General features: G+C 65.0%; 17 protein-coding genes. 10 read left to right on the top strand and 7 right to left on the bottom strand.

Features of this window, described 5'->3' with window-relative positions:
- Window positions 1-56 precede the first annotated feature (56 nt).
- From JYP50_RS17195 to JYP50_RS17185, 3 genes are all read right to left on the bottom strand, one after another.
- Window positions 57-1,424, bottom strand: a complete 1,368-nt coding sequence (locus JYP50_RS17195) for a sigma-54-dependent transcriptional regulator (RefSeq protein WP_206561793.1) — start codon at window positions 1,422-1,424, stop codon at window positions 57-59.
- 87 nt (window positions 1,425-1,511) lie between these two features.
- Entirely contained in the window at window positions 1,512-2,897 is a 1,386-nt protein-coding gene (cysS, locus tag JYP50_RS17190) for a cysteine--tRNA ligase (RefSeq protein WP_206561792.1), read from the bottom strand.
- Window positions 2,898-2,905: 8 nt separating this feature from the next.
- Window positions 2,906-4,567: a glutamine--tRNA ligase/YqeY domain fusion protein gene (locus tag JYP50_RS17185; RefSeq protein ID WP_206561791.1), complete on the bottom strand. Its 1,662-nt coding sequence runs from the start codon at window positions 4,565-4,567 to the stop codon at window positions 2,906-2,908.
- 158 nt (window positions 4,568-4,725) lie between these two features.
- Here JYP50_RS17185 and JYP50_RS17180 point away from each other — a divergent pair, with 158 nt between their 5' ends.
- The 3 genes from JYP50_RS17180 (at window position 4,726) to JYP50_RS17170 (ending at window position 6,940) form a co-directional block, all read left to right on the top strand.
- On the top strand, window positions 4,726-5,223 hold the full coding sequence (locus tag JYP50_RS17180; RefSeq protein ID WP_206561790.1) for a peptidylprolyl isomerase: 498 nt from the start codon (window positions 4,726-4,728) through the stop codon (window positions 5,221-5,223).
- A gap of 11 nt (window positions 5,224-5,234) precedes the next feature.
- Window positions 5,235-5,945 carry a UDP-2,3-diacylglucosamine diphosphatase gene (locus tag JYP50_RS17175; protein ID WP_206561789.1) on the top strand — a complete coding sequence of 237 codons (711 nt, stop codon included), beginning with the start codon at window positions 5,235-5,237 and terminating at the stop codon, window positions 5,943-5,945.
- 83 nt (window positions 5,946-6,028) lie between these two features.
- Window positions 6,029-6,940, top strand: coding sequence for a transporter (locus tag JYP50_RS17170; RefSeq protein WP_206561788.1), 912 nt, complete (start codon window positions 6,029-6,031; stop codon window positions 6,938-6,940).
- Between the two features lie 104 nt (window positions 6,941-7,044).
- Here JYP50_RS17170 and JYP50_RS17165 read toward each other — a convergent pair whose 3' ends face one another.
- On the bottom strand, window positions 7,045-7,641 hold the full coding sequence (locus JYP50_RS17165; protein ID WP_206561881.1) for a tRNA-(ms[2]io[6]A)-hydroxylase: 597 nt from the start codon (window positions 7,639-7,641) through the stop codon (window positions 7,045-7,047).
- 14 nt (window positions 7,642-7,655) lie between these two features.
- Entirely contained in the window at window positions 7,656-8,126 is a 471-nt protein-coding gene (locus JYP50_RS17160; protein ID WP_206561787.1) for a DUF1289 domain-containing protein, read from the bottom strand.
- Between the two features lie 209 nt (window positions 8,127-8,335).
- Between JYP50_RS17160 and acnB the strand changes: the two genes are divergently transcribed.
- The 3 genes from acnB to JYP50_RS17145 all read left to right on the top strand — a co-directional run bounded on the left by acnB (window position 8,336) and on the right by JYP50_RS17145 (window position 12,117).
- Complete coding sequence (gene acnB / locus JYP50_RS17155; RefSeq protein WP_206561786.1) at window positions 8,336-10,951, top strand: bifunctional aconitate hydratase 2/2-methylisocitrate dehydratase; 2,616 nt, start codon at window positions 8,336-8,338, stop codon at window positions 10,949-10,951.
- 81 nt (window positions 10,952-11,032) lie between these two features.
- Window positions 11,033-11,374: a zinc ribbon domain-containing protein YjdM gene (locus JYP50_RS17150; RefSeq protein WP_206561785.1), complete on the top strand. Its 342-nt coding sequence runs from the start codon at window positions 11,033-11,035 to the stop codon at window positions 11,372-11,374.
- 98 nt (window positions 11,375-11,472) lie between these two features.
- Entirely contained in the window at window positions 11,473-12,117 is a 645-nt protein-coding gene (locus JYP50_RS17145; RefSeq protein ID WP_206561784.1) for a LysE family transporter, read from the top strand.
- A gap of 132 nt (window positions 12,118-12,249) precedes the next feature.
- Here JYP50_RS17145 and JYP50_RS17140 read toward each other — a convergent pair whose 3' ends face one another.
- Window positions 12,250-12,639, bottom strand: a complete 390-nt coding sequence (locus JYP50_RS17140; RefSeq protein ID WP_206561783.1) for a helix-turn-helix domain-containing protein — start codon at window positions 12,637-12,639, stop codon at window positions 12,250-12,252.
- Between the two features lie 125 nt (window positions 12,640-12,764).
- On the opposite strand from JYP50_RS17140, the gene tmpT reads away from it, so the two are divergent.
- Entirely contained in the window at window positions 12,765-13,400 is a 636-nt protein-coding gene (gene tmpT / locus JYP50_RS17135; RefSeq protein WP_206561782.1) for a thiopurine S-methyltransferase, read from the top strand.
- A 117-nt stretch (window positions 13,401-13,517) separates the two neighbouring features.
- On the top strand, window positions 13,518-14,093 hold the full coding sequence (locus JYP50_RS17130) for a hypothetical protein (RefSeq protein ID WP_206561781.1): 576 nt from the start codon (window positions 13,518-13,520) through the stop codon (window positions 14,091-14,093).
- A 45-nt stretch (window positions 14,094-14,138) separates the two neighbouring features.
- On the opposite strand, the gene JYP50_RS17125 is transcribed toward JYP50_RS17130, so the two are convergent.
- Window positions 14,139-15,197 (bottom strand): NAD(P)H-dependent flavin oxidoreductase, encoded by a 1,059-nt coding sequence (locus JYP50_RS17125; RefSeq protein WP_206561780.1) that lies wholly within the window; start codon window positions 15,195-15,197, stop codon window positions 14,139-14,141.
- Between the two features lie 33 nt (window positions 15,198-15,230).
- On the opposite strand from JYP50_RS17125, the gene JYP50_RS17120 reads away from it, so the two are divergent.
- On the top strand, window positions 15,231-16,343 hold the full coding sequence (locus tag JYP50_RS17120; protein ID WP_206561779.1) for a cytochrome-c peroxidase: 1,113 nt from the start codon (window positions 15,231-15,233) through the stop codon (window positions 16,341-16,343).
- 62 nt (window positions 16,344-16,405) lie between these two features.
- Window positions 16,406-17,002, top strand: coding sequence for a DUF502 domain-containing protein (locus JYP50_RS17115; protein ID WP_206561778.1), 597 nt, complete (start codon window positions 16,406-16,408; stop codon window positions 17,000-17,002).
- Window positions 17,003-17,063 lie beyond the last annotated feature (61 nt).

The following is a 17,063-nucleotide window of genomic DNA, read 5'->3' as shown; positions in this document are numbered from 1 at the left end:
TGGATCTTTCCGGGTTCCCACCCCCTCCTTTCGGGAACCCGGCTTCTTATCGCCGCTCACCCTCCCTCTGGACCGTCGCGTTCAGCGTATTGATTCAGGCGGTTGTATAGCGTTTTCACGCTAATACCCAGGGCCGCCGCTGTGGCCGTTTTATCACCCCCGTGTTGCTCCAGGGTGGCCAGGATAATCTCCCGCTCGGAATCCGCCAGGCTAGTCCCCACAGGAATCTCCACCACGTCACCATTTGTGCTGAGACCGTTGCCATTAGACAAGCCGTCATCAAAAGCGCTGGCGTCAATAACGGCTTCCGACACGATGTAGGCCCGCTCTACCGCATGCTTGAGCTGGCGCACATTACCGGGCCAGCTGGAGCTGGCTATCAACTCCAGCGCCGCGCTGTCAAAAAAGAGCTCAGTGGCATGATGGGCATTGAGCTCATTGAGAAAAAACTGGGCAAGGCCCTGGATATCCGCCCCGCGGCTGCGCAAGGGCGGCAAGTGGACGGGAAACTGGGCCAGGCGATAGTACAGGTCTTCTCTGAGGCTCCCATCCGCTACCGCTCCCTCCGGTGGGCGATTGGTCGCCGACACAACGCGCACGTCCAGTGCGATTTCACGTTCGGAACCAACCCGGCGTACCTGCCGGGTTTCCAGCACCCGCAACAGCTTGGCCTGCAGGTCCAGATCCATTTCGGTGATTTCATCCAGCAACAGGGTGCCGCCGTGTGCCCGCTCGAAAAACCCCCGATGTTGCTTGTCGGCACCACTGAAACTGCCTTTTTCGTGGCCAAACAGTTCGCTCTCCATAAGATTGGCCGCCACCGCCGCGCAATTGAAGGCGACAAAAGGACCTTGCGAGCGATCCGAGAGGGTATGCACGGTCCGCGCGACCAATTCCTTGCCAGTGCCACTCTCGCCGTGTACCAGCAGACTGGCATCGGTATTGGCCACCTTACGCAGTAAACGATAGAGCTTGCGCATGGGCCGGGAGCTCCCGCGCAGAAAGCCGAACTGGTCGACGACACAGGGAGCGCCTTCGCTCTTGCCCGCGGACTGGTCCGCCTCGCATTCCGAGAGAATATCCCGCAGCATGGCGCCGAGAGATTGCTCGTCAAAGGGCTTACAGAAAAAATAGGACGCCCCACGACGAACGGCCAGATCGGCCCGCTCCGGATCGTCTGTATCACCCATCACGAGCACTTCCGCCGCGGACAGGTGCGGTGACTGCAATAAAGCCAGGCCCTCCTCGCCACCGGGGAGATCGAGGGAGAGCAGCGCGACGTCAAAGGGCTTAGCTTCCAGCAACAACCCCGCATCTGCGAGACTACCCGCCCGGTATACCTCCAGCCCTATTCCACGCGCAAAATTCGCGAGTGCCTGCGCATGCTCACGATCGCCATCGAGAACCAGGCAGTTTATTGTCAACGCCAGCGTGCTCCTGCGTTATTGGGCGCCCAACGTGCGCTCATTCTGGCCCGCCGGGTCCTATCCGGCAAGCTTTACTCAACCGACTCAGGCCCGGCGCCACTTGGTGCCCTCGCGGGAATCCTCCAGCACCACACCCTGCTGCAGCAGTTCCTCGCGGATGGCATCGGCGCGGGCGTAATCCCTGTCGGCCTTGGCCTGCTGGCGGGCGGCAATGGCGTCCTCGATGTCCCCGGGGCTGATATCCCCGTCGCCACCGCCCTGCAACCACGCCTCGGGGTCCTGCTCCAGAATGCCCAGCAGGTTGCCGGCGGCGAGAATGCGCGCCTTCAGCGCGGGCTTGTCGCCGTCCGCGGCCTTGTGCAGCTGCTTGGCCAGGGCGTGTAGTTCGGCGATGGCCACCGGGGTATTGAGATCGTCGTTCAGGGCCTGGTAGAAGGGCTCGTCGGCGAGGGGCACCTCCACGTCCAGGGGGATATCCGCCACCTCGCGCAGGGTGTTGTACAGGCCGGTAAGCGTGGTCTCGGCCTGCTCGAGCAGCTCGGCGGAGAAGTTCAGCGGCGAGCGGTAGTGGGCAGAGAGCAGCGCGAAGCGCAGCACCTCGCCGCGGTATTTTTGCAGCAGGTCGCGCACCGTGCGCACATTGCCCAGTGACTTGGACATCTTCTCGCCATCGATATCCAGGTAGGCGTTGTGCATCCAGTAGCGCACGTAGTCGCCGCCATGGGCACAGCGGCTCTGGGCGATCTCGTTCTCGTGGTGGGGAAAGATCAGGTCGCGGCCACCGCCGTGAATGTCGATGGTGTCCCCCAGGTGTTCGCGGATCATCGCCGAGCACTCCAGGTGCCAGCCCGGACGGCCGCGGCCCCAGGGACTGTCCCAACCCGGGTCCTCGTCCGCCGCCGGCTTCCACAGCACGAAGTCGCCGGGGTGGCGCTTGTAATCCGCCACCTCCACCCGCGCGCCAGCCAGCATGTCTTCCAGGGACCGGCCCGAGAGCTTGCCGTACTCGGGCATCGACTCCACCGCGAACAGCACGTGACCGGCGGACTCGTAGGCGTGACCCTTCTCGATCAGCTTTTCGGTGAGCGCGATCATCGCCGCGATATTGTGGGTGGCGTGGGGCTCCAGGGTCGGCGGCAGCGCGTTCAGCTGCGCCATGTCCTCCCGGTACTTGGCGGTGAACTCCTCGGTCACCGCATCGATGCTGCGATTGCCCTCGCGCGCGGCGGCGATGATTTTGTCGTCCACGTCGGTAATGTTGCGGGCGTAGACGACATTGTCGTAGTGGGTCTGCAGCAGGCGGAACAGGGTGTCGAACACCACCACCGGGCGGGCGTTGCCGATGTGCGCCAGGTTGTAGACCGTGGGGCCGCAGACATACATTTTTACGGTGCCGGGCTCCAGCGGCTCGAAGGCCTGCTTTTTGCCGCCCAGGGTGTTGTACAGGGTGAGCGTCGGGGTAACTGCCATGGTTCTTCCTATCCCTTGTTCCAGGTATCGCGCAGGCCGATGGTCATATTGAACACCGGCGCCGCCTCGCTGTGTTCGCGGCGGTCGGCCACGAAATAGCCCTCCCGCTCGAACTGGAAATTCTGCTCTGGTTTAGCCGCCGCCAGACCGGGCTCGATCCACGCGCCCGCCACGACCTGCAGTGAATCGGGGTTCACCAGGGTCATGAAGTCGTTGTCACCCTTGTCCGGCGACTCGTGGGTAAACAGCCGGTCGTACAGGCGCACCGTGGCCTGGCGGCCGCCCGCGGCGGACACCCACTGGATCACGCCCTTGGGCTTCACCCCGTCCTCCGGGTCATTGCCGAGGGTGCCCGGGATGGTGTGGGCACGCACCTCGACGACATTGCCGTCGGCGTCCTTGACCACTTCGTCCGCCTCGATGACGTAGGCGTTGCGCAGGCGCACCCGCTTGCCCAGCACCAGGCGCTTGAACTTCTTGTTGGCCTCCTCGCGGAAGTCCTCGGCGTCGATGTACAGCTCGCGGCCAAAGGGCAGCGCGCGCTCGCCCAGGTCCTCCCGCGAGGGGTGGGCGGGGGCGGCCAACTGCTCGACCTGGTCCGCGGGGTAGTCGGTCAACACCACCTTCAGCGGCCGCAGCACGCACATGGCGCGGGGGGCGTTCTCGTTGAGGTCATCGCGGATGGCGTGCTCCAGCATGGCCACGTCCACCACGCCGTCGGAGCGGGTGACGCCGATCATCTCGCAAAACTTGCGGATCGCGCGCGGGGTAAAGCCCCGGCGGCGCATCCCGGAAATGGTGGGCATGCGCGGGTCGTCCCAGCCGGCCACCACACCCTCGTCCACCAGCTGCTTCAGCTTGCGTTTGCTGGTCACGGTGTAGTTGAGGTTGAGGCGGCCGAATTCGTACTGCCGCGGCCGGCTGGGCACCGGCAGGTGCTCGATCAGCCAGTCGTAGAGCGGGCGGTGGTCCTCGAACTCCAGGGTGCAGATGGAGTGGGTGATCCCCTCGATCGCGTCTTCCTGGCCGTGGGCAAAGTCGTAGGTGGGGTAGATGCACCACTCACTGCCGGTCTGGTGGTGGGCCACCTTGCGGATGCGGTAGAGGATCGGGTCGCGCAGGTTCATGTTGGGCGAGGCCATGTCGATCCTGGCCCGCAGCACCCGGCTGCCCTCCTCGAACTCGCCGGCTTTCATGCGCGCCAGCAGATCCAGGTTCTCGGCCACATCGCGCTCGCGGTAGGGGCTGTTCTTGCCGGGCTCGGTGAGGGTGCCGCGGTACTCGCGGGCCTGCTCCGCGTTCAAATCGCACACGTAGGCGTCGCCCTGCTCCACCAGGTGCACAGCCCAGTCGTAGAACTGCTGGAAATAATTGGAGGCGTAGCGCACCTCCCCGGCCCACTGGTAACCCAGCCAGCGCACGTCTTCCTCGATGGAGGCCACGTACTCGGGGCTCTCCTTCTCGGGGTTGGTGTCGTCGAAGCGCAGGTTGCACTCGCCGCCGAAGGCCTCCGCCAGGCCGAAGTTCAGGCAGATCGACTTGGCGTGCCCCACGTGCAGGTAGCCGTTGGGCTCCGGCGGGAAGCGGGTAACCACCTGGTTCACGCGGCCGGCGGCCAGATCCTCGGCTACAATGTTGTAGAGGAAGTTGTTGGCGGGTTTGTTGTCCATAAATCCTTCGAGATCGGGGGTGCAAAGGGCGCGTATTATAGCGGCTGAGACAGTCGCTATACAGGGCAAAAGCCGGGCCTTTCCCGCCTCGCACATCCGCGAAAAAGGCCGTATCATTGCGCGCCTTCCATTCGACTCAACGCAGCAGGACTCGCTTCATGGTTATTATCCGCACCACCTTCGGCCCTATCACCGTTGACCTGGATGCCGACAAGGCCCCGAAAACCGTCGCCAACTTCCTGGACTACGCGCGCCAGGGCCACTACGACGGCACCATTTTCCACCGCGTGATCGACAACTTCATGATCCAGGGCGGCGGCTTCGACACCGACATGCAGCAAAAGCCCACCGGCGAGCCGATCGAGAACGAGGCGGACAACGGCCTGAAGAACGACTTCGGCACCATCGCCATGGCCCGCACCATGGACCCCCACTCGGCCACCGCCCAGTTCTTCATCAACGTGAAGGACAATGACTTCCTCAACCACTCCGGCAAGAACATGCAGGGCTGGGGCTACGCGGTGTTCGGCAAGGTCACCGAGGGCGAGGAAGTGCTGAACCGGATTCGCGCCGTGGCCACCACCAGCCAGGGCGGCCACCAGGACGTGCCCGCCGAGCCGGTGATCATCGAGTCCGTCGAAATCGTCGAGGGCTGAGCCGCCTTCCCGTGCCCGGCACCTGGTTTATCTCCGACCTGCACCTGGACCCCGCCCGGCCCGCGGTAACGCGGGCCCTGGCGGCGTTCCTCGATGCCCGGCGCGACGCCGAGGCGCTGTATATCCTGGGGGATTTTTTCGAGGCCTGGGTCGGCGACGACGACGACGCCCCCCTGGCGCGGGAAGTCGCCGACCTGCTGGCGCGCTACAGCGCCGCCGGCCCCGCCCTCTACCTGATGCGCGGCAACCGCGACTTCCTGCTGGGCGAGGACTACTGCGCCCGCGCCGGAGGCACCCTGCTGGCCGACCCCACGGTGATCGACCTCTACGGTCGCCGGGTGCTGTTGATGCACGGCGACAGTCTGTGCACCGCGGATGAAGCCTATCAGCAGTTTCGCCGCACCGCCCGCAGCCCCGAGTGGCAGGCGGATATCCTCGCCCGCCCCCTCGCGGAACGGCGCGCCCTCGCCGCCCAGCTGCGCGGTATGAGCCAGGAGGCCAACAGCAACAAGGCCGAGGACATCATGGACGTCACCCCGGCGGAAGTGGACAGAGTCCTGCGCGAGCACGGCGTGGACTGCCTGATCCACGGCCACACCCACCGCCCGGACCACCATGTCCACGCCGGCGGCGAGCGCTGGGTACTGGGGGACTGGTACGAACACGCCTGGGTAATGAAGGCCGGGCCCGGCCAGCTCGAACTGGTGAAAATCGACTGGTAGTCGCCCGCCCGGCGACGCCCGCGCACGCCGCGAACTTGCGGCCCACCCGGCACGGGTCAATAATCGGCACTATAATCGGCACTATGCCGAAACCCGCCACCACCCTGACCCTCTCGCTGGCCGCCGTGGTCCTGGCTACCGGCATCCGCGCCCAGGAGCTGTCGCCCCGGGCCTACTGGCCGGCACCCAGGGGCACACAGGTGCTTACGGTGGGCGCCATCGTGACCCGCGGCGACACAGTACCCGACCCCTCCCTGCCCATCTCCGGCCTCGACTCCAGCATCGACACCGTGGCCGTGGGCTATTTGCGCACCCTCAACCTGTGGGGGCGCAGCGCCAACATCGTGCTGGAAGCGCCTTTCTCCGATGGCGAGACCGTGGCCGAACACCCCGAAGGGGGCAGCCTCGGGCTCGACTACAGCGGCCTGGGCGATATCTCCGCCACGCTGTCGGTCAACCTGCTGGGCGCCCCCAGCATGAACCGGGAGGAATTTACCGAACTGCGCCGCGCGCCGCGGCCCATCCTCGGCGCCAGCCTGAAGGTGGTGGCGCCCACGGGTGAATACGACAGCGAGCGCCTTATCAATGTGGGCGCCAACCGCTGGGCGGCCAAGGCCGAACTGGGCTATATCCAGGTGCTGTCGCCCAAGTGGCTATTGGAACTGGAAGTCGGCGCCTGGGTGTTCGGGGACAACGATGACTTCCTTGGCCGCACCCGGTCGGCGGACCCGCTATACACCGTCGAGACGCACCTGGTGCGCCGTTTTCGCCCCGGTTTCTGGCTGTCGCTGGACGCCAACTACTACCACGGCGGGCGCGGTTCCCTGGACGGCCGGCGGCTCAATGACCTGCAGCGCGACTCCAAGTTTGGCGCCACGCTGGTCTATCCCGTCGCCGACAAGCAGGCCGTGAAATTGTCCTACGCCAGCGGCTCGGTCAATGACTCGAACGAGGAGTTCGACATCTACACGCTGAGCTATCAGCTGCTGTTTTAACGAGACAAAAAGGCTTTTATATTAAGAACTTAAAGAAACATATTAATGTTTCAAAATAAAAACAAACTCACTGCCAACATCGGCCCTGCGGCGCCTGCCGCGGCTCAGGCCGGCACCCCGCTGTGAAAGCGGAACTCGCTGTCGGGGGATTCAATCAGCTCGCGCTCCACTTCGAGCAGCACCGCCAGCCTCGCCTCCACCTCCGCCGCCGAACCCAGCGCGGCGGCGAGCTTGAGATAATCCTGGAAGTGCCGCGACTCGGACTTCAGCAGCGAGCTGTAGAACTCCGCCAGCTCCGCGTCCAGCACCGGCACCAGGGCGGCGAAGCGCTCGCAGGAGCGGGCCTCGATAATCGCGCCCACCAGCAGGGTATCCACCAGGCGGCCGGGTTCGTTCCGCCGCACCTGCTCGCGCAGGCCGCCGGCGTAGCGCGCCGCCGAGATCTGCGGATAGTCCACGCCCCGCCTGCCCATGATGGCGATCACCTGCTCGAAGTGCCGCAGCTCCTCCCGGGCCAGGCGCGAGAGCTTGTTCAGCAGCGCCGGGTGGTCGGTGTAGCGGTACATCAGGTTCAGCGCCGTGGAGGCCGCCTTCTTCTCGCAGTTCGCGTGATCCACCAGCAACAGCTCGGGGTGCTCCAGGGCCCAGTCGATCCAGGCCCGCGGCGTGGCGCAGGGGAGGAACTCGCGGATCGGCGCCATGTCGACCACCGCGCTCACCGGGTGCCCCCGGCGAACAGGTCCGCGGTCAGCATGTAGCGCTCGTAGTGGGCCTCGGACAGAATGTAAAACTCGCGGTCGACAAGGTCGCGCAACTCGACCAGGGGCATATCGCGGAAGGCGATGTCCACCTCGAAACCGAATTCGGCGCTGTGCTCGATCTGTCCGGCCCCGGCCTTGAGCAGGCTGAACACCCAGCAGTACTCGTCGTGGTGCGGCACATGGCGCACCTGCTGCACCTCCAGCTGCCAGGCCAGCAGGGCCTTGTCGGTCACCCGCAGCTTGTTGCTCACGCACTGGGACAGAAAGCCCGACAGGCGCGCGTCGATGGCCCGCTTCTGCGCCGGAGTGTAGCTGTTCCAGTGAATCACCTCGTGGCTGAAGCGCTTGCAGCCGCGGCACACGGCGTCGCCGATACCGGTGGAGCACACGCCGATACAGGGGGTTTTGATGGTGGGATCGAGCATAGTTGACGCGGGAATACGAGGCCTTGCAATGGCTGCCCAGTCTAAGTTATCAGTACCGTGAATGCACGGTATAAGCACTTGATTAATTTAATTTATTCCTGCCGTGGGCTATAATCCCGCCCCGATTTCACCTCCACCGGACTGCCCCGGGGGTCTGCAACTGCCGCGACCCAGCCACCGGGCGGCCATCTGACCTAAGGAGCTCTACCGTGCTAGAAGCCTATCGCGAACACGTGGCGGAACGCGCCGCCCAGGATATCCCGCCCAAGCCCCTCAACGCCGAGCAGGTGGCCGCGCTGGTGGAACTGCTGAAGAACCCGCCCGCCGGCGAGGAAGCCTTCCTGCTGGAACTGATCACCGACCGCGTGCCCCCCGGCGTGGACGAGGCGGCCTACGTCAAGGCCGGCTTCCTGTCCGCCATCGCCAAGGGCGAGGCCGAGTGCCCGCTGATCGACAAGCCGGCCGCGGTCAAGCTGCTGGGTAACATGCACGGCGGCTACAACATCGCCACCCTGGTGGAACTGCTGGGCGACGACGCCCTGGGCGAACTGGCGGCCACCGAGCTCAAGCACACCCTGCTGATGTTCGAAGCCTTCCACGACGTGGACGAACTGGCCAAGGCCGGCAACACCAACGCCAAGGCGGTGATGCAGTCCTGGGCCGACGGCGAGTGGTTCACCTCCCGCCAGGAAGTCCCGGAGTCCATCAAGGTCGCCGTGTTCAAGGTGACCGGCGAGACCAACACCGACGACCTGTCCCCCGCCCCGGACGCCTGGAGCCGCCCCGACATCCCGCTGCACGCCCGCGCCATGTACAAAATGACCCGCGACGGCCTGGAGCCGCAGGAGCACGGCGTTACCGGCCCCATGCAACAAATTGCAGACATCAAGGACAAGGGCCTGCCGGTAGCTTTCGTCGGCGACGTGGTCGGCACCGGCTCCTCGCGCAAGTCCGCCACCAACTCGGTGCTGTGGTTCTTCGGCGACGACATGCCCGGCACCCCCAACAAGAAAGCCGGCGGCATCTGCATTGGCGGCAAGGTGGCCCCCATCTTCTACAACACCATGGAAGACGCGGGCGCGCTGGTGTTCGAGGCCGACGTGGACAACCTCAACATGGGTGACGTGATCGAGATCCGCCCCTACGACGGCAAGATCCTCAACGAAGCCGGCGACACCGTCAGCGAGTTCGAACTGAAATCCCAGGTGCTGCTGGACGAAGTGCGCGCCGGCGGCCGCATCAACCTGATCATCGGCCGCGGCCTCACCACCCGGGCCCGCGAAGCCCTGGGCCTGGAAGCCTCTGACCTATTCCGCAAGCCCGAACAGCCCGCCGACTCCGACAAGGGCTACACCCTGGCGCAGAAAATGGTTGGCCGCGCCTGCGGTGTGGAGGGCGTGCGCCCCGGCACCTACTGCGAGCCGAAAATGACCACCGTGGGCTCCCAGGACACCACCGGCCCGATGACCCGCGACGAGCTGAAAGACCTGGCCTGCCTCGGCTTCTCCGCCGATCTGACCATGCAGTCCTTCTGCCACACCGCGGCCTACCCCAAGCCGGTGGACATCGACACCCAGCACACCCTGCCCGACTTCATCATGACCCGCGGCGGCGTGAGCCTGCGCCCGGGTGACGGCATCATCCACAGCTGGCTGAACCGCATGCTGCTGCCCGACACCGTGGGCACCGGCGGCGACTCCCACACCCGCTTCCCCATGGGCATCTCCTTCCCCGCGGGCTCCGGCCTGGTGGCCTTCGCCGCCGCCACCGGCGTAATGCCGCTGGACATGCCGGAGTCGGTGCTGGTGCGCTTCAAGGGCGAGATGCAGCCCGGCATCACCCTGCGCGACCTGGTGCACGCCATCCCCTACTACGCCATCCAGGAAGGCCTGCTGACCGTCGAGAAGAAGGGCAAGAAGAACATCTTCTCCGGCCGCGTGCTGGAAATCGAAGGCCTCAAGGGGCTTACCGTTGAGCAAGCGTTTGAATTGTCCGACGCCTCCGCCGAGCGCTCCGCCGCCGGTTGCACCATCAAGCTGGACGAGGACACCATCGCCGAGTACCTGCGCTCCAACATCGTGCTGCTGCGCAGCATGGTCGCCGAGGGCTACGGCGACCCGCGCACCCTGGAGCGCCGCGCCCGGAAGATGGAAGAGTGGCTGGCCAACCCGGAGCTGATGGAAGCCGATGCCGACGCCGAATACGCCGCCGTCATCGAGATCGACCTGGCGGAAGTGAAAGAGCCCATCGTGTGCTGCCCCAACGACCCGGACGACGCCAAGCTGTTGTCCGACGTGGCCGGCGACAAAGTGGACGAGGTGTTTATCGGTTCCTGCATGACCAACATCGGTCACTTCCGCGCCGCGGGCAAGCTGCTGGACCAGCACAAGGGCAGCATCTCCACCCGCATGTGGATCAGCCCGCCCACCCGCATGGACGAGCACCTGCTGATGGAAGAAGGCTACTTCAACATCTTCGGCGCCGCCGGCGCGCGCACCGAAATGCCCGGCTGCTCCCTGTGCATGGGTAACCAGGCCCGCGTGGCGGCCAACAGCACCGTGCTGTCCACCTCCACCCGCAACTTCCCCAACCGCCTGGGCGACGGCGCCAACGTCTACCTGACCAGCGCCGAGCTGGCCAGCGTGGGTGCCATCCTCGGCAAGCTGCCCACCCCGGCGGAGTACATGGAGTACGCGCAGAACCTCGACGCCATGAGCTCCGAGATCTACCGCTACATGAACTTCGACCAGATCGTGGAGTTCCAGAAGAGCGCCGAGGAAGGCAAGCGCATCGCCGCGGTGGAAATTCAGGAGCTGAGCGCCTGAGGCTAGAGCGGCCAACTGAACGATGAAGAAACCCCGCCACGGCGGGGTTTCTTTTTTGCAAACCGATGATGGAATCGAACGATGAGTGAATTACCCCACTGCCCTCAATGCCAGGGCCAGTACACCTACCAGGACCGGGACATGTTCATTTGCCCGGAGTGTGGCCACGAGTGGTCCGGCGAAGCCGACAGCGCGCAGGCCGATGACGGGCTGGTGGTCCACGACGCCAACGGCAATCAGCTGGCCGACGGCGACACGGTGACCGTGATCAAGGACCTGAAGGTCAAGGGCTCCTCCTCGGTGGTCAAAGTGGGCACCAAGGTGAAGAACATCCGCCTGTGCGAGGGCGACCACAACCTCGATTGCAAAATCGACGGCATCGGCGCGATGAAGCTCAAATCAGAGTTCGTCAAAAAGGCCTGATCGCCCGCCGCGAAGGAAGGTAGCCCCGCCCTTCGGGCGGGCGCCGCCCCGAAGACCCGCTTCACCTGCCCGACGGGGCACACGAGGAATCCGAGCACGTGGAATTACTGCTGACCTACCTCCCGGAACTGCTGTCCATCAGTGTCGTCGCCATCCTCATGGCCATCAGCCCGGGCGCCGATTTTGTCATGATTACCCGCAACAGCCTGTTCCACGGGCGGCTGTCCGGCCTGTATTCCGCGCTGGGCATTGGTTTGGCGATCTGGGTGCATGTCGCCTACTCGATTGCCGGGCTGGCCCTGCTGATCGCCCAATCGGTGCTGCTGTTCTCGATCATCAAGTACCTGGGCGCCGCCTACCTGATCTACATCGGCTACCGCACGTTCACCGCCAGGGGCACGCCCGAACTCGACGGCGACAGCCCCGCCGGCGACGCGGAACTCAGCCGGGGCCAGGCATTCCGGCTGGGCTTCGTGACCAATGTGCTCAACCCCAAGACCACGCTGTTCTTCCTCAGCATATTCACCCAGCTGGTCAACCCGGACACGCCGATCTCGATCCAGCTGCTCTACGGCGCGATCATTTCCCTGGCACACCTTTTCTGGTTCAGCGCGCTATCGCTGTTCTTCAGCCACCCCGCGCTGGTCAGGCAATTCAACAGCTACAAACGCGCCATCGAACGGGCGGTGGGCGGCGTGCTGATGGCCTTCGGAATCAAGGTCGCCACAATGAACCAAACCTAGCCTCAAAAGATAAAAGGGGTCGATAAAAGGGGTCAGTACCCTTATTTAGGCTAGCTGATAAAAGGGGTCAGAGACCTTTTTCAGGCTAGCAATCGGATAAGGCGGGTAAAAGGGCTCTGACCCCTTTTTGGGCTAGCGGTCGCGCCAGCGCTGTGCGAAGCGCAGGATGCGCAGGAATTTCGGGCACTCGAAATGACTCGGCGCCCGGCAGGCCGCGGCGTGGCGCAGACCGTCCCGCATCAGCGTCAGCTCCCGGATTTTCCCGTCCAGCTCCTCCGCCTTGGCGGACAGCAGCTCGCGATCGATGTCCGGCCCGTCCGCGGTAAACATCGCCAGCATCTCGTCCAGCGAAAAACCCACGCGGCTGCCCAGCTTAATCAGGGCCAGGCGCTCGAGCACATTGGCGCTGAACTGGCGGCGCAGCCCCACCCGCCCATTGGACTTTATCAGCCCCTTGTCCTCATAGTACCGCAGTGTTGAAGCGGGCAGCCCGGAGGTGTTGACGACTTCGGCAATGTCCATAATAAAAACGATCAACGGTTGACTTGAAGCGCACTTTAACTTGCATCATATCCGGGTGCTTGAGTAACAACAAGCATCTGCGGGCCCGCGGTGGCCCCAGTCTTTATCGACTACAAGGAGCCTCCATGGACACTGAATTTTGGCACCACAAATGGCGCGAGGGAGACATCGCCTTTCACGAAGGCGCGCCCAATACCTTGCTGCAGGCCCACTTCCAGCGCCTGGACATCGCCGGCGGCAGCCGCGTCTTCCTGCCCCTGTGTGGCAAGACCCGGGACATTGCCTGGCTGCTTGAGCACGGCTACCGCGTGGCGGGGGCGGAATTGAGCGAGCTCGCGATTCGCCAGCTTTTCGATGAACTCGGCCTGGAACCACGCATTGACCAAACAGGTAACCTGACACGCTACAGCGCGGACAATATCGACATCTTCGTGGGCGACATCTTCGACCTGCGGCGCGACACCCTGGGCCCGGTACAGGCCGTCTACGACCGCGCGGCCCTGGTGGCCCTGCCGGCGGACATCCGGCGGCGCTACAGCGCGCACCTGGTCGAAATCACCGACGCCGCGCCGCAACTGCTGATCACCTTCGACTACGACCAGTCGCAAATGGATGGCCCGCCCTTCTCGATCGACCGGGCCGAGGTCAGCCGGCACTACGGCGCGGCTTACCGGATGACGGAACTGGCACGGCAGCCCGTACCCGGCGGACTGAAAGGCAAGGCCGCGGCGATGGAATCGGCCTGGTTGCTGCGCGCGTAAGCGTCTCGCGGTCCCATTGGCCTCAGGGCACCGGAGATAGATCCATTTGCCGTGGATGCGCGTAAACTGTCACGGTGCCCGGCGCCAACCGACCCGAACAGCTCAGCGAGGCTCTCCATGAAACAACCGTTTTCCCTTCTGCGCCGCACCGCGGCCGTGCTCGCCGCCGCCGCGCTGTCGGCGCAGGCCATTGCCGATGATGGCGGCATCTCCGAGGAGAGCTTCAGCTGCATCCGCGACATGACCCCGGTAAGGGGCTTTTTCGTGGACAACCTCAAGGGCGATCTTGACGCCACCCTGGCGGTGGCCAATGACCCCGAAGGCAAGCGCTACCCCGCCGGCTCCGTGGTGCAACTGGTTCCCACCGAGGTGATGGTCAAGCGCGAGGCGGGCTTCAGCCCGGTGACCAACGACTGGGAGTTCTTCGAGCTGGACGTCTCCGAAGCCGGCTCGACGATCCGCGCCCACGGCTTTGCCAATGTGGTCAATCGCTTCGGCGGCAATTGCCTGGCCTGCCACGTCAAGGCCGAGCCCCAGTGGGACCTGATCTGCGAGCAGAACCACGGCTGCGACCCCATTCCCCTGACACCCGCAATGCTCAGGGCGATTCAGAAAACCGACCCGCGTTGCGAACCGGTACCCCTGAGCGACGAAGATCAGGCGGCGCTGAAGGCGCTCTCCGCGCTGCGTTAACCCAGGCGTTCACGAAACTGCCAGGCCCCTGGTTTCGGCCGCCATTCAGCGACGCCACTCCGCAACCAACCGCCGCACCAGCTCCGCCGCCGGCAGGTCCCGCGCCAGGGGCGCCCCCTGCCCCGCCCACTGCACGGCAAAATCCTCGCAGCCGGCCGCGGCAGCCGCGGCGCCGAGGGCCTTGCCGGCGTCGTAGGCAATGGGGTAATCCGGCACCGTGGGCGCGCCAGCGTCAAGCTCGGCGTAGAAACGGTTGGGCAGTCCGCGCGCGGGGCGCCCGGAGATATTGCTGGTGATACGGGTGCGGCTGGCCAGCGGACCCTGGAGGTTGCGTCGATAGGCCGCGTTGGCCGCGGATTCAGGGCACAGTATGAAGGCGGTACCCAGCTGGACCGCCGCCGCTCCCAAATCCATGGCGGCGCGCATGCCCGCGCCATCCATGATGCCCCCGGCGGCAATCACCGGCAGTTCGGCGTCCCGGCTCAATTGCCTCACCAGCGCGAAGGTGCCCAGCTGATCGTCTTCCCGCCAGGGGTCGAAGACGCCGCGGTGCCCACCGGCTTCCACGCCCTGGGCGATCACCGCGTCGACGCCGCACGCCCGCGCGAGCGCCAGCTCCCGCACGCTGGTGACGCAGGCCCACACCGCAATACCCGCGCCCCGCAGGGCCTCCACGGTGTCCTTCGGCGGCAGGCCAAAATGGCAACTTAGCACCGCCGGCTTCTCCGCCAACACCACGTCCAACAACTCGGGCGCTTGCGCAAAGCCAGGATAGATCTCGGCCAGCGTCGCCGGTGGCCTGGCGCCAAACTCGGCGAAACGCGGCGCAAGGTGCGCCAGCCAGGCCCGCTCCACCTCCGGGCGGGACACGGCGCCCTGGTGGCAAAACACATTCACGTTGAAGGGGCGGTCGGTCAGCGCCCGCGTGGCGCGAATCATCTCGCGCGCCGCCGCCGGGGCGCTGGCGCCGATACCGATCGAGCCCAGGCCGCCGGCATTGCTGACCGCCGCCGCCAGCGCCGGTGTGGACACGCCGACCATGGGGGCCTGAATGATGGGGTGGGTAATGGCCAGTTGCCGGCAAAAGGTTTCGCAGGTAGTCATAGGCGGGCGGACATGCTATCAATGGGGTTTTACATGGGCCTATTCAACAAGGGTTCGCCGTTGAAATCCAGTACACTGTCGGCCAGGTGCCTGTTGGCAATCGCCACCGCCTGCCTTGCGCAAGCCATCGCGGCGGCGCCCTGTAACGGGACGCCGTGTAACGAGACGCCGTGTAACGAGACAGAACCCGGCTGTGAAGCCACCAGCGCGGCGCGCCAGCGCTTCCAGCGCCCCGCCACCATCCCCCACCCCGCCAACAACCCCTACAGCGAGGCCAGGGCCGAGCTGGGACGACAGCTGTTCTTCGACCCCCGGCTGTCCCGCGACAACGACATCAGCTGCGCAACCTGCCACCAGCCCGCCCTGGGCTGGGAGGACGGGCGCGCCACCGCCCTGGGCACCGATTCGGCGCGGCACAGGCGCCACACACCGACCATCCACAACCTGGCCTGGGCGCCCGCGCTGCTGTGGGACGGGCGCACGCCGACGCTGGAATCGCAGGTGTGGTTCCCCCTCACTGCCCACGACGAGATGGCGCAGGATGTGCGCGCGCTGGCGGAAGAACTGGCCGCGGTACCCGCCTACGCCGAGGCCTTCGCGGCGCTCTTTCCCGGGCGCGGCATCAGCCTGATCACGGTCTCCGCCGCCATCGCCACCTTTGAGCGCACCGTCGTCACCGGCGAAACCGCCTTCGACCGCTGGGTGGCCGGCGACGACAGTGCCCTGGATGACACCGCCAAACGGGGCTTCGCGCTCTTTGTCGGCAAGGCCCGTTGCGACAGCTGTCATTCCGGCTGGAATTTCAGCGACGGGCAGTTTCACGACATCGGCCTGCCGGCGGGCGAGGATGTCGGGCGTTTTATGTTCACCCGGCAGGAAAGCGACCGCTTTGCCTTTAAAACACCGGGGCTGCGCAATATCACGCTGCGCGCACCCTATATGCACGACGGTTCTATCGCCACCCTGCGCCAGGTGCTGGAGCACTACAACCAGGGATTCCAGCAGCGGCCCAGCCTGTCGAGCCACATGCAACCCTTGCACCTGGACACGTCGGAAATCAATGACCTGCTGCACTTCCTGGAAGCGCTCGACAGCGACGACGACATTGTCGTGCCGCAACTGCCCCCACGGGCGCCAGCCCCCTAGCACGCATCGCCCAATCGCCGGATACGCTACACTGCCCGCTTCCACCCCATAGCGGAGCGCACATGAAACGCATCTTCACGCTGGCATTGCAGGGCCTGGCCGCGGTACTGCCCGTCGCCCTGACGATCTACCTGGTCTACTGGCTGTTGCACACCATGGAATCCGTCGCCGGCAAGGTCTTGTTGCTGCTGATACCCGAGGCCTGGTATTTCCAGGGCATGGGCGTGCTGTCGGCGTTCCTGGCGCTGGTCCTGGTCGGCATCCTGGTCAAGGTCTACATCATCCGCCACCTGTTTCGCATGGGCGAGGCCCTGCTCGGCCGCACGCCGCTGATCAAATCGGTGTTTGGCGCCATTAAGGATTTCATGCGCATGTTCGCCCCCGGCGAGCGACAGAATGCCGAGTCGGTGGTACTGGTGGAAATCCAGGACAACACGCACCTGATCGGTTTTATCACCGGACGGCAAACCGCCGCGAACTTGTTCCCGGATTCCAGCGAAGAGATGGTTGCGGTGTATCTCCCCATGAGCTACCAGATCGGCGGGTATACGCTGTATCTGGAATCCCGGCGCCTGAAGCCGCTGGATATCAGTGTTGAAGAGGGTATGCGCATTGCCCTGACCGGTGGCATCCAGGGCGGGAGCGGAACCACGCGGTAGCAGGCTACTCACGGTGTAGCGCCGGTTTGTTCCCAGAGCTGCTCATTGGTATCTCGCGATG

The sequence above is a fragment of the Parahaliea mediterranea genome (assembly GCF_017255185.1).
Taxonomy (GTDB): Bacteria; Pseudomonadota; Gammaproteobacteria; order Pseudomonadales; family Halieaceae; genus JAFKCZ01.
This window is presented reverse-complemented; position numbering and strand designations above follow the sequence as displayed.